This window comes from Jiella mangrovi, from assembly GCF_017815135.1.
Classification (GTDB): Bacteria; Pseudomonadota; Alphaproteobacteria; order Rhizobiales; family Rhizobiaceae; genus Jiella; species Jiella mangrovi.
Genome location: NZ_JAGJCF010000004.1, coordinates 53,478 through 66,555 on the forward strand (window position 1 = coordinate 53,478; position 13,078 = coordinate 66,555).

The 13,078-nt window shown below is 66.0% G+C and carries 10 protein-coding genes; 3 read left to right on the top strand and 7 right to left on the bottom strand.

Going from position 1 to position 13,078, the window contains the following annotated elements:
* Complete coding sequence (gene ligD / locus J6595_RS07725; protein ID WP_209593893.1) at positions 1–2,730, top strand: DNA ligase D; 2,730 nt, start codon at positions 1–3, stop codon at positions 2,728–2,730.
* A 289-nt stretch (positions 2,731–3,019) separates the two neighbouring features.
* On the opposite strand, the gene xseA is transcribed toward ligD, so the two are convergent.
* Entirely contained in the window at positions 3,020–4,639 is a 1,620-nt protein-coding gene (gene xseA, locus J6595_RS07730; protein WP_209593894.1) for an exodeoxyribonuclease VII large subunit, read from the bottom strand.
* Positions 4,640–4,724: 85 nt separating this feature from the next.
* Positions 4,725–5,678 carry a LysR family transcriptional regulator gene (locus J6595_RS07735; protein ID WP_209593895.1) on the bottom strand — a complete coding sequence of 318 codons (954 nt, stop codon included), beginning with the start codon at positions 5,676–5,678 and terminating at the stop codon, positions 4,725–4,727.
* A 178-nt stretch (positions 5,679–5,856) separates the two neighbouring features.
* On the opposite strand from J6595_RS07735, the gene J6595_RS07740 reads away from it, so the two are divergent.
* Positions 5,857–6,135 (top strand): YjiS-like domain-containing protein, encoded by a 279-nt coding sequence (locus J6595_RS07740; RefSeq protein ID WP_209593896.1) that lies wholly within the window; start codon positions 5,857–5,859, stop codon positions 6,133–6,135.
* Between the two features lie 196 nt (positions 6,136–6,331).
* Here J6595_RS07740 and J6595_RS07745 read toward each other — a convergent pair whose 3' ends face one another.
* From J6595_RS07745 to J6595_RS07760, 4 genes are all read right to left on the bottom strand, one after another.
* Entirely contained in the window at positions 6,332–7,654 is a 1,323-nt protein-coding gene (locus J6595_RS07745; protein ID WP_209593897.1) for a hemolysin family protein, read from the bottom strand.
* Between the two features lie 211 nt (positions 7,655–7,865).
* The gene (locus J6595_RS07750) at positions 7,866–8,867 is read right to left on the bottom strand and encodes a hypothetical protein (protein ID WP_209593898.1); all 1,002 of its coding nucleotides are present in this window, start codon (positions 8,865–8,867) and stop codon (positions 7,866–7,868) included.
* A gap of 175 nt (positions 8,868–9,042) precedes the next feature.
* A complete protein-coding gene (locus J6595_RS07755; RefSeq protein WP_209593899.1) occupies positions 9,043–10,416 on the bottom strand; it encodes a glutamate--cysteine ligase in 1,374 nt (457 codons plus the stop codon).
* A 143-nt stretch (positions 10,417–10,559) separates the two neighbouring features.
* Positions 10,560–11,312 (bottom strand): 16S rRNA (uracil(1498)-N(3))-methyltransferase, encoded by a 753-nt coding sequence (locus J6595_RS07760; protein WP_209593900.1) that lies wholly within the window; start codon positions 11,310–11,312, stop codon positions 10,560–10,562.
* Between the two features lie 93 nt (positions 11,313–11,405).
* Between J6595_RS07760 and J6595_RS07765 the strand changes: the two genes are divergently transcribed.
* Positions 11,406–12,203 (top strand): SDR family NAD(P)-dependent oxidoreductase, encoded by a 798-nt coding sequence (locus J6595_RS07765; RefSeq protein WP_209593901.1) that lies wholly within the window; start codon positions 11,406–11,408, stop codon positions 12,201–12,203.
* A 15-nt stretch (positions 12,204–12,218) separates the two neighbouring features.
* Here J6595_RS07765 and J6595_RS07770 read toward each other — a convergent pair whose 3' ends face one another.
* Positions 12,219–12,962, bottom strand: coding sequence for a helix-turn-helix domain-containing protein (locus J6595_RS07770; RefSeq protein WP_209593902.1), 744 nt, complete (start codon positions 12,960–12,962; stop codon positions 12,219–12,221).
* Positions 12,963–13,078 lie beyond the last annotated feature (116 nt).

Here is a 13,078-nt window from a genome sequence, read left to right on the forward strand (position 1 = left end):
ATGGCGTCGCTCGAGACCTACAATGAAAAGCGCGATTTCGGACGGACGAAGGAGCCGCGCGGCAAGGCGGGGCGGACAAAGGGCGAGGCCTATCTCATCCAGAAGCACGATGCGACGCGGCTGCATTACGACTTCCGCCTCGAACATGACGGCGTGCTTCTTTCCTGGGCCGTCACCAAAGGCCCGAGCTACAATCCCTCCGACAAACGTCTGGCCGTGCGCACCGAGGATCACCCCCTAGACTACGGCTCATTCGAAGGCACGATCCCCAAGGGCCAATATGGCGGCGGCACCGTCATGTTATGGGACACTGGCACGTGGAAGCCGCTCGGCGACGTCTCAGACGGCCTCGAAAAGGGCGAGCTGAAATTCGAGCTTTCGGGCGAGCGGCTCGAAGGGCGCTGGGTTCTCGTGCGCATGAAGCCGCGCAAGAAGGAAAAGCGCGAGAACTGGCTACTCATCAAGGAGAAGGACGATCTCGCCCGGCCGGGTGAAGACGGAGAGGACTTTCTCGCCGGCGAGATGACGAGCGTCGTCTCCGGTCGCTCGATGGAAGACATCGCCGCCGAGGAAGGCGGTGAGGGCGGCGATCAGTGGTCGACCGACGAGACCCGCGGAAAGGGTGGCCGAACGTCCGGCTCCGGGCGTCGCCGCAAGCCCGCCGAAGCCCCGAAGCGGGGAAAGACCGGCGCTGCGGCGAAGCGGGGCGGGAAGGCCAAGTCTCTCGACGCTCTTGCCAAGACTTACGGCAAGCCGCAGCTCGCCACGCTCGTCGACGAACCGCCGAAGGGAGAGGCCTGGCTGCACGAAATCAAGTTCGACGGCTATCGGCTGCTCGGCCTCGTCTCCGGCGGCGACGTCCGCCTCGTCACCCGCAACGGCCATGACTGGACCGGCAAGTTTTCCCGCCTCGCCAAGCCGCTCGGCGAGCTCGACGTCACCGACGCTGTCTTCGACATGGAGGCTGTGGTGCTGGACGAGGACGGGAGGTCCGATTTCCAGAAGCTGCAGAATGCCCTGTCCGAGGAAAGCGATCGCGGCATCGTCGCCTTCGTCTTCGATTGCCTGCATCTTTGCGGCGAGGACCTCACCAAAGCGCCGCTGACGACGCGCAAGGAGCGTCTGAAAGCCGTGCTCGATGGCCAGGGCGCGCGAGGCAAGAAGATCCTGCGATACTCCGATCACATCGAGGGAAAGGGCGACCAGATGATCGCCCGTTCCTGCTCGATGGGATTGGAGGGCGTCATCTCGAAAAAGGCAGACGCACCCTATCGCCCTGGCCGCTCGAAGAGCTGGCTGAAGTCGAAATGCATCAAGCGCCAGGAATTCGTCATCGTCGGCTTTACCAAGGCCCAAGGCGGCGCCCGGGCGATCGGTGCGCTGCATCTCGGCTACAGGGCCAAGGACGGCCTCGTCTATGCCGGCAAGGTCGGCACCGGCTTTTCCGACGTCTCCGCTCAGGCGCTTCGCGATCGGCTCGACGACATGACCCGCAAGACGCCGCCGGTCGAGAAGCTGACGCCGACCGAGAAACGCGGCGCGACCTGGGTGACGCCGAAGCTGCTCTGCGAGGTCGCCTTCACCGAATGGACCGGCGAGGGCAAGATCCGCCATCCTTCCTTCAAAGGGCTGCGCGAGGACAAGCCGGCAGGTGAGGTCGTGCGGGAAACGCCCGAGGACGAAGCGAAGGCCGCGAGCGAGGTGGAGGATGGCGTCGAGCCAACCGCACAGACCAGGCCAAGGAAAGCCGCGGCTGCCGAGACAAAAGGCTCTGCAAAGAAGGCCACCCGGACGCAATCCCCCAATGCGAAATCTGAAAAGACGAAGAAGAAGCGCTCCAACAAGCCGATTACCGTCGCCGGTGTTTCGGTCACCCACCCCGATCGGCCGATCTTCGATGACGAGGCCGGGCCGACGAAGGGCGACCTCGCCGAATATTACGGCCAGGTGGCAAAGCTCATCCTCGCCGACATCGCCGGCCATCCGGTGTCGCTGCTGCGCTGTCCGGGCGGCATCGGCGAAGAGTGCTTCTTCCAGCGCTCGGCCGGCAAGGGCTGGGGCGAGGCGATCAGGCCCGTCGACGTCACCCATGACGGCAAGACGACGGAATATTTCACCATCGACGACGAAGAGGGCTTGCTCCAGCTCGCCCAGATGGGGGGCATCGAGCTGCATCCGTGGGCGTCGGCGATCGACAAGGTGGAGGTGCCCGATCGGCTGGTCTTCGACCTTGATCCCGACGAGGGCATCCCCTTCGAGGCGGTGAAGTTGGCGGCCCGCGACGTCGGCAACCGGCTGGACGAGCTCGGCCTCGACAGTTTCGTCAAATGTACAGGCGGCAAGGGGCTCCACGTGGTCGTGCCGATAACCCGCCGCCGCGAGTTTTCAGAGGTCAAGCCCTTCGCCGCGGCGTTCGCTGAGAAGATGGCCCGCGACGCCCCGAAAGCCTATGTGGCGACGATGTCGAAGGCCAAGCGCAAGGGCCGGATCTTCATCGACTATTTTCGTAACGATCATGCTGCGACGTCGATCGCCGACTATTCCGTGCGTGCCCGACCCGGCGCGCGCGTCGCCGTGCCGCTTTCCTGGGGTGAACTCGATGGCCTTAAAGCCGCCGACGACTTCACCATGGATAAGGTCGTGAAACGGATCGAGGCGGGAGAGGCTTTCGCCCGCCCCACCATCCGCCAGTCGATCACAAGGGCGATGATGAGCAAGCTCGGGGTTTGAAGGCTCGGCGCAGGCGCGGGGGGGCTTCGTCTGGGGGGGTGAATAAGGTTTTGCGACGTCTGCGCGGCGATATCCCCCTCTGCCCTGCCGGGCATCTCCCCCACAAGGGGGGAGATCAGGCGCGTTGCCGCTCGCAGCATGACGTCACTCTTTCAGCAGCCGCCGAAAGCCGATCGTGTCACATCCGTTGACGGCTCATGCATGGGCAGTACGGCTTCACGGGGGGCGATCTCCCCCCTTGTGGGGGAGATGCCTGGCAGGGCAGAGGGGGGTAACTCGGCGCAGGCCCCTAAAACAACGAGCCCTGACCCTCCGCTGCCGGCTTGGCCCTGGCCTTTCGTGGCTTGGCAGCGGCCGGTTTCGGTGTCGGGACTTGAACCACAGGGGGCCTCTCGGCCCCCGCGTCACCATCCGTAATCACTGCGCCCCGCGTCTCTCCCCGCGCAAATTCCAGAGTCACCGCCATGCCGGCCGACAGGTCCGCCGCCTCTGTCACCGTGCCGCCGGTCTCATCCCGCACGATCACGTAACCTCGTTCGAGGACGTTCAGCGGCGACAGGCTGGCGGCAAGGCGCCAGGCGTTCTCCACGCGCTGGCGCCTCGTCTGGCGTTGCAGCTGCTCGGCGCGCTCCAGCCGTTCGGCGAGGCCACCGAGCGACAGGCGGGCGGCTTCGCTTCTGGCCTTCAGCGCATGGGGCTTCAGGTCCGACGCCACCCGGTCGAAGCGCCGCCTTGCCGCGTCGAGCCTCAGTCGCAGGCCATGGTCGGCGTGCAGGCCGTGATGGCGCAGCGTCGCGCGCTTGTCCCGGAGCGAGGCTTCGAGGGTCGAGGGGGCGAGACGAGCCGCGGCGATACCGAAGAGCCGGCGCTTTTCGCCGACGGCATGGCGCAGGTTGGAGCCGAGCCCGCTGGTCGCCTCGTCGAGCCGGCGGCGGGGCAGTGCAAGCAGCACGTCGATGCCCGGCATGGCGCGAGCGAGAGCGGCGAGGCTCTTTTTCTCCTGGTCGAGCCGGCGGGAGACGGCACCGGACAGCCGGGCATTGTGGCTGGCGATGGTGGCGGCAAGTTCCGCCCGCACGGGCACCGCCATTTCGGCGGCGCCCGTCGGCGTCGGGGCACGCATGTCGGCGGCGTGGTCGATCAGCGTCCAGTCGGTCTCGTGGCCGACGGCCGAGATCAGCGGGATCGCCGAGCCGGCCGCGGCACGCACGACCGCCTCGTCGTTGAAGCCCCAGAGGTCTTCCAGGCTGCCGCCGCCGCGCGCGACGATGATGAGGTCCGGCCGTGGCAGTTTGGCCCCGGCCTCGATGGCGTTGAAGCCCTCGATGGCAGCGGCGACTTCCGCGCCGCTCGTTTCGCCCTGCACCCGCACCGGCCAGACGAGGACATGGACGGGAAACCGGTCGGAGATCCGGTGGACGATGTCGCGGATGACTGCGCCGGTCGGCGAGGTGACGACGCCGATGACGCGTGGCAGGAAGGGCAGGCGGCGCTTGCGATCCTGGGCAAAGAGACCTTCGGCCTCGAGCTTCAGCCGCCGCTCGTTCAAAAGCGCCATCAAGGCGCCGGCGCCGGCGGGCTCGATGGTCTCGATGACCACCTGGTATTTCGACGAGTTGGGATAGGTCGTCAGCCGCCCCGTGGCGATGACCTCCAGCCCCTCCTCGGGCTTGAAGGCGAGCTTGGCAAAGCTCGTGCGCCAGACGACGGCATCGATCCGCGCCCGCTCGTCCTTCAGCGCGAAATAGGCGTGGCCGGAAGAGTGCGGGCCGCGATAGCCGGAGACCTCGCCCCTGATCCTGACATGGCCGAAGGTGTCCTCGACCGTGCGTTTGAGCGCGCCGGAGATCTCCGACACGGTGTATTCGGCGACATTGCTCGGCGGGCTCGATTCGAAGGGCAGGCTCATGGCGTCTAGTGTGGCGTCGCAGGCCCCCGGCGGCAAGCCTCAGGCCGCGATACACATGGCCTCACGGTGCTGCATCCCTCGACGACTACTCAGCCGCGACGATGCCGGGGCGCGGCCGCGGCGCCCGGACAATGCGTGTATCGGGCAGGTGGGATGGCTTCGCCGCCTTCTCCTTGGCCGGCAGATTGGCAAGGCTTTCGCGAATGTGGTCGACGAGGGCGGAGACGACCGGCCCGTCCGCCGTGCGCGCCCTGATCACGCCGATCTCATTGTCGTTGAGCTTGGGAAAGCCCTCCCGCTCGCCGAGGACGCGCATACCGGGCCGCAGGGCGCATTCCGGCAGGACGCCGACGGCGAGCCCGGCCAGCACCGCCGAGGCGACGATCTGTGCCGACCAGGACGAGAACAGCACCTTGTAGCGCCTGCCGGAATCGTCCAGCGCCTTCAGACCCTCGGCGCGCCAGGGACAATTGGTACGCCCCAGCGCCAGGGGAACGACGGTTTCCTCATGCACGTCATGGGCAGCGGAGGCCATGAAATGCAAGGGCTCGCGCCGGACGATCTCGGGCCGCACCGAGCCCACAGTGCAGTCCGCGACGAGGGCAACGTCGAGCCGGCCCTTGTCGACATGGTCGGCAAGGTTCGACGAGGGCTCGCAGGCGATCTGCAGCTCGACCAGCGGATTGGAGCGTGTGAAGCGGGCGAGGATCTCCGGCAGGAAGCGCTCGGCATAGTCGTCCGGCAGTCCGATCCGCACGTGCCCTTGGATGGCGTCGGGGTCGAAGGCCGACAGGGTGTCGCGGCTGAGGCTGAGCATGCGCCTCGCGTAGCCCAGAAGCCGGGAGCCGGCATCCGTCACCTCGATCGAACGCCCGTTGCGCTCGAACAGCTGAACGCCGAGCCGCTCCTCCAGCCGGCGGATCTGCATCGAGACCGCAGACTGGGTCTTGAACACGTCTTCGGCCGCCTTGGTGAAGCTGCCTGTATCGACGATCGCGACGAAGGTGCGCAGCTGATCGAGGTCGAGGGGGGAGGCCATGGCGTCGCCTATGAGTAAAACTGATGTCACACATTACGAACATTCGTTGGCGTGATCAATATCGCAGACGTATGGTGATCAAGTCAGGAACAATTCGGGGGTCGCTGCTGCTCATCGCTCAGGCGAGGAGACGGCACCCCCACTTTTTTCCGGCGTATGGCTAAAAAGGAGAAAAGCCATGACGATCACAGCGAGACTGACCCCCACCCGTTCCGCCGCCATCCGCATGGCCGCCGGATCCCGCGTCCTCGCCTCGGCCGCCCGTGCGATCGTCAAAACCATGATCAACCGCCGCCGCGTGCACCGGCTCGCCGACATGCCGGATTACGTCCTGCAAGACATCGGCATTCGGCGCGACGACATCGCCGTCGCCCTCGGCGCGGACTGGCGCGAGGATGCGAGCTACAAGCTGGCGCTGATTGCCGCGCGCCGTCGCCGGGACGTCCTGGAGGGTTGAGCCTCAGCTTCCCTGGCCCGGCGTTCCCGCCGCGCCGGACCAGACATCCGAGACGTCCTGCGGCCGGTCTTCCCCAAGACCGGCCGCAACTCTTTTTGGGGCGGGATGAGATGAGTTTCGCTCACCCTCCCGCTCCGTCCTTTTGCCGGGGCGTGTTCTGTTCCGAAGACCGCTTCTCGCTTTTCGCGATCATGCTCTAAAGACGCGTGACATCCTCGTCCTCGCCATCGGCGGCGACCAGAAGCTGTCGGAACAGGAGCTTGTCGATGCGCTTGCCGTCGAGATCGACGACCTCGATCTCGAAGCCGTCCCACTGGACGCGCTCGCCGACGCCGGGAATATGACCGAAGAGTTCGAGCGTCAGGCCGGCGACCGTCTCATATTCCCGCTCTGCCGGAAACGAGAGATCCTCGATCACCCGCGCCAGACGGTCGACGGTCATCGCGCCGTCGACCAGCCATGAGCCGTCCTTGCGGCGGAAGGCCTCCGGCGTATCCTCGTCGCCCTCCGGCAGCGAGCCGGCGATCGCCGCCAGAATGTCCTGCGGCGTCGCGATCCCCTCGAACGAGCCATATTCGTCGAGCACGATCGCCATGTGCACGCCATGGGCCCGGAATCGGTCGAGCAGTTTCAGGATCGGCATGCTCTCGCTGACATAGAGCGGCTCGCGCAGGATATCGGGCAGGACGACCTTGCCGGTCGTGTGCTGCTGCTCGAGAATGTCCTTGGTCTGGACGATGCCGAGGATCGCGTCCGTATCGGTGTCGAGGACCGGGTAGCGGGAATGGCCGGCGGCGACCATCTCGCTGATCGATTCCTGCGCCGGATCGGCGACGTTGAGCCAGTCGACATCGGGGCGGGGAACCATGATCGAGCGGACATTGCGATCGGCGATGCTGATCACGCCTTCCAGCATCTCGCGCTCTTTCTCCTTGAAGACACCGATCTCGGTGCCCTCGGCGATCATCGCCCTGACGTCCTCCTCCGTCACCTCGTCGCTCTCGTCTTCCTTCAGGCCGAAAATCGCCGTCAGCGCCCGGGTCGAGGCCTCGAGAACGTAGACCAGCGGCCGTCCGACCATCGCGATCAGTCGCATGAAGGGCGCGACGAAACAGGCGACGCTTTCGGGCCGCGACAGGGCAAAGCGCTTGGGCGCGAGCTCGCCGACGACGAGCGAGAAATAGGTGATCACGATGACCACCACGACGAAGGCCGCATCGCCGGCGATCGGCCCGACGAGCGGCCAGTCCTTCATCACCTCGGCGAGGGGCCCGGCAAAGGCCGAGCCGCCGAAGGCGCCGGCGAAGATGCCGACCAGCGTGATGCCGATCTGCACCGAGGAGAGGAAGGTCGTCGGGTTCTCGGCGAGTTTGAGGGCCGCCTTGGCGCCGTGCCGGCGGTCCTTCGCCATTTTTTCGAGCCGGCTCTTCTTTGCCGAAACGACCGCAAGTTCCGACAGGGCGAAAAAGCCGTTGAGGAGAATGAGTGCAAAGACGATGGCGGCGTTGACGAAGAGCAAGATCTGTCCCGGGCAATGGGTCGCTTCCGATCCCCTCGGCAGATGATGCGAGGCTTCGGGACGACGAGGAAAAGAGGCTGGATATAGGCGCGCCTGCCGGCAGGCGACAGGTCACCGCGAGGGGAACCTTGCCAGCCGGCCAACTCATGGCCAGTAAAGGGCTCCCCGGCGCTTTGTGGGGCGTTCGTCCCGGCGCCGAGATCCGCGCGGTTCAGCCGTCCTCCGGTCCGGTTTGGCGGCCCGCAGGCGGAGACAGGATCTCCATCATCCAGCGGGCATAGTCCTTCTGGAAGGCAAAAGCTGCGTCCGCGAGGCTCTCGGCGTCCGGTTCGCCGGGCGCGCCGGACGTGTCGCTCGCGGTGCCGGGAACATCCCTGGGGCGATCCGGGAAGCTGGAGGAGCCGGCCGGTGCTTGCGCCGGTGCCGTGTCCCCCGCCGGATCCGGCATCTCGCCGCCGAAACTGCGCAGGAACTGTTCCATCAGCGCCGGATATGGCGCGAAGAGTGGTTCCCCGGGGTTGGAGGCGTCGTTTGAGGGGGGCGCGCCGGCGCCCGACGGCCGGGCAGCCTCCGCGCGTCTGCCGGTTTCGGGCGGGAGCCAGGGCACCGTCCCGGTCAGCGCGTCGCTGAACAGCCGGTTGAGATAGTCCGAGCCGGGCATTTGCGGCGTCTGGCGCGGTGGCGGCTCGTTCGACGGACGCCCCATCGCCTCGAAGGCATTGGCGCTGCGCCTCAGCATCTCCGCCATGGCCTCGGGGTAGTTGCCCTCGGCCAGTCCCTTCGGCTGGCCGCGGGTGACATTCGCGATCATCATCCGCAGCATGGTGCCGATGGTCATGACCGAGATGTTGCGGATCATCAACTCGACCGTATCGGGGGCAACGCCGCTCGCCACCGAGACGTTGCGCGAAACGGCGGAAACCAGTTCCCTTGAGCCGAACAGCGCATTGGCGAGATCCTTCGCGACGGGGCTTTCGGTCGCCCCGAGCGCGAGATCGGAGGAGTGCCCGTCCATGAAGGGCTTGTAGTGACGCGATATCTCCGCCCAGGCGCCGGGAACCACCATGGCGCGTTGCAGGGCGAGCGCGAAGGCCGGAGCGAGCGCGGTCGTCGTGTTGCGCAGCTCCTGATGGCTGAGCTTGAACGCGTCCGCCAGCCGATCGGCGCCGATGCCCGAATCGGTTGCGGTCAGCCAGTCGAAAAAATCTGTCATGGTCGGCCCTGCCGCCTGGGAGTATGCCCCAAACCTCATCGATGCCGCTGCACCGCCGTCCAAAGCAAAATCGAATAGACTATTCTAGCGCAGGGGCCCGCCATGCCCAGCGCGACACCTCAAGATTGTCGTGCTCGGGCAGCTTGCATGGGTGCGGCATTTTCGCCAGCTCGGCTCAGTAGCTGAGGTGCTTGAAGAGGCGCGGCATCGACTGCTCCCACTGCGTCTCGTAGAGCCGCACCAGTTCTTCGGCGGATGTCGTGCCGCGGGCGACCACTTCCTCCAAAGGCGCGAGGAAGAAGCTCTCGTCATAGCCCTCGTCGTTGTGCCGGCCCCGGGCGATCAGGCCTTTTCGCGCCATCTTGACCGTCTCGCGGGCGAGATCGAGCACGGTGCCATCGCGAAATTTCGTGGCGAAGCCATCACGCGGCACGTCCTGGCGCATCGCCGAGACTTCCTCGAACGTCCAGTCGCGGGTCATGTCGTCGACGGCCTCAAGCGTCGTTTCGTCGTAGAGCAGACCGACCCAATAGGCCGGCAGTGCGCAGATCCGCCGCCATGGCCCGCCATCGGCACCGCGCATTTCGATGAAGCGCTTCAGCCGCACGTCCGGGAAGAGGGTCGACAGATGGTTGGTCCAATCCCCCATCTGCGGCTCGGGATCGGGGATTTCGCCCTTCAGCGCGCCGTCCATGAACTGCCGGAAGGTGACGTGCGTCGCGTCCGTATAACGCCCGTTGCGCGTGACGAAATACATCGGCACGTCGAGCGCCCATTCCGCATAGTGGCGATAGGTGAAGTCGTCCTCGAAGACGAAGGGCAAAAGCCCCGAGCGCTGGTTGTCGACGTCGTGCCAGACCTGCGACCGCCAGGAGACGAGGCCATTCGGCTTGCCTTCGGTGAAGGGCGAATGGGCGAAGAGCGCCGAGGCGACCGGCTGCAGCTTCATGCCGATGCGCATCTTGCGGCGCATGTCGGCCTCGGTGGCGAAATCGAGATTGACCTGGATCGTCGAGGTGCGGAGCATCATGTCGAGGCCGCGGGTGCCGACCTTCGGCATGTAGCGGCGCATGATGTCGTAGCGCGATTTCGGCATGATCGGGGTTTCGGCGATCGTCCATGTGGGCGAGGAGCCGATGCCGAGAAAGCCGATGCCGAGCTCCTTGGCGACGGCGCGGACCTCGGCGAGATGGGCGTTGGATTCCCGGCAGGTGGCGTGGATCGTCTCCAGCGGCGCGCCGGACAGCTCGAACTGGCCGCCCGGCTCCAGCGAGATCGCGCCCTGACCCTCGGCGGCGTAAAGCCCGATGATCCGCCCGTCGTCGATGATCGGCTCCCAGCCCGAAAGCTTCTGCATGCCTTCGAGGATGGCGCGGATGCCCCGCTCGCCATCATAGGGGACCGGCGAGAGATCCTCGACATAATAGCCGAACTTCTCGTGTTCGGTACCGATGCGGAACTGGTCGGCCGGCTTCTCGCCGCCCTTCAGATGTCCGATCAGATCGTCCATCGACGTGACGGGGGTGAGATCGGTCGTGTCGCGCGCCATTCGTCTTCATTCCACTCGTTGCGCAAACGCCGTCCATGCGGCGCGCGGAACCGGCCATTCCACTAACCCCGCGTCCTGCCCGGAATCTTCGCTCGGCGCAAGATTTGTTCGGTTGACGGTGCGGCCAGTCGGGTCGATCGGTCTCATCCGTTTCCTGCCGACCAGTCCCCGATCGCAGCCTGGACCACCGCCAGAGCGGCGACGGCTGCCGTGTCGGCCCTCAAGATCCGGGGGCCGAGCGAGATCGCCGTGACGCCGGCCTCGCCTTGAAGCCGCGCGCGCTCTTCGGCGGAGAAACCGCCCTCCGGCCCGATCAAAAGCGACATCGGCCCTTTTGCCAGGGAAGCGAGCGTCTGGAGCGGACTTTGCGCATCCTCGCGCTCGTCGCAGAAGATCATCGGGCCGAGCGGCAGATACTGCGTCAAGGCTGCATCGAACTTCAACGGCTCGCGGCAATCGGGGATCGTCAGGATGCCGCACTGCTCGGCGGCCTCGACGGCATTGGCGCGCATGCGATCGATATTCAGCCGGCTTGCCTGAACGTGCTGGGTCATCACCGGCTGCAGGATGCCGGCGCCCATCTCGACCGCCTTCTGCACCATGTAGTCCAGCCGCGCATGTTTCAGCGGGGCAAAGAGATAGGCGAGGGTCGGGGGCGGCGTCTGGGGGCGCAGACACTCCTGCGGCAGGAGATCGGCCTTCTTCTTCGAAGGTTTCTCCAGATGGCAAAGCCACTCGCCGTCGCGGCCGTTGAAGGCCAGGACGCTCGCGCCGGCGTCGAGACGCATGACGTTGCCGAGATAGTTCGCCTGCGCCGGATCAAGCGGAATGCGTCCATTTGCCGCCAGGTCTGCCTCGACGAACAGGCGTGGGCTCTTGAAATCGTAGTCGGGCATTTCGTCCGCGTCCCATTGTGTTGCGCACCGCAACCTAAGGCGGCGCGCGCCGTTGTCGGCACAAATCATCCATTCCTTCGAAAGGGACGTTTCATGGATTTGCAGATCAGAGACAAGGTGGCGCTGATCACCGGTGCCACCGGCGGCATGGGCTTTGCGACGGCGAAGATCCTCGCAGACGAGGGCTGCAAGCTGGTGCTCTCCGACCTCAAGATCACCGATCTGGAAAAGGACGCCGCGTCGCTGCCGACCGAGGTCTTGTGCATCGCTGCGGACGTGACCGATCAGGCGGACGTCGACACCCTGGCGCGCAAGGGCCGGGAAAAGTTCGGCGCGATCGACATCGTCATCCACACCTCGGGCATCACCGGCGCCAAGGGGCACCCGCTGGAAGTCACCGACGAGGACTATCTCGAGGCCTGGCAGATCGACTTCATGTCGGCGGTGCGCATGGCGCGGGCGACCTTCCCGGCGATGCGCGAGAAAGGCTGGGGCCGCTTCGTCTGCATCACCTCGGAAAACGCCGTCCAGCCCTATTGGGACGAGGCGACCTACAACACCGCCAAGGCGGCGCTGGCGGCCTTCGTCAAGAATCTCTCCTACAAGGAGGCCGAACACGGCATCCTCTGCAACACCGTCTCGCCGGCCTTCATCGAGACCGACATGACCGACGGCATGATGGAAAAGCGCTCCAAGGAGATGGGCGTCTCCTTCGACGAGGCGGTCGAGAGTTTTCTGGAAGAAGAGCGGCCGGGCATCGCGCTGAAGCGTCGGGGCAGGGTCGAGGAGGTCGCCGCCGCGATCGCCCTGATCGTCTCGGAACGCGGCTCCTTCATCAACGGCTCGAACCTGCGGGTCGATGGCGGCTCGGTTCAGGCCGTGCAGAACTGAGCCACTCGGCTTCGTTCAAACGGAAATTGCGAGCGCCCGCGGCAAGGCCGCGGGCGGCTCCACCGCCTCGCAGCGCCATGACCCGCCCGAAACGGCCTGCTCGCCCTTTCGGGTAACCCGCAATGCCCGGCTGCCGGGAAGACGCGCCACCCAGTTCTCCCGCTCTGCATGGGCGAACAGCGCCGCGCCGAGCCTTCCACCGATGTGGAATCGCCTTTCGCTCCAGTCGAGGCAACAGCGGCAGAGCGGCCGGCGGCGGGCAGCCGGCTGATCCAGATCGAGGCCGATCAATGCAAAGAACGACGAGCCCTGCTCGGTGACATATCCGCCTTCGTCCGAGAGTACGACGAGGCCACGGTCTTCCAAACGCGCGGCAAGCTCCACCGCGTACCGTCCGGCCATATGGTCGTAGCAGCTGCGGGCGCGGCGCAGCGCCTCGTCGCGCGGGCCGACCGGGCGATGGCGCGCCGGGCCGAGATCTGCTGCGCCCATCAGCGTTTCCAGCATGTCCGCGACGCGTGGGCCGGACAGCTTGAAATAGCGGTGCCGGCCCTGCTTCACCACGGTGATCAGTCCGGCATCGACGAGCTTTGCCAGATGACCGCTGGTGGTCTGGGCGCTGACACCGGCGTGATGGGCGAGTTCGCCGGCCGTCAGCGCCTGCCCGCCGGTGAGGGTGCAAAGGATGTTCGCCCGGGCAACGTCGCCGATCAGGCTGGCGGTGGTGGCAAGGGTCAGTCCGGAAGCAAATCGGGTCATGGACCGAAGCTACAGCAGAGCGGTCGCGCAGCCCAGCCGCATCGCTTCGGCGCGGGCCGAAGCATCGGCCTCCCGAAAGCCGCTAGCCCTTGGTGCCAGGAAACCAGCCCAAGGAG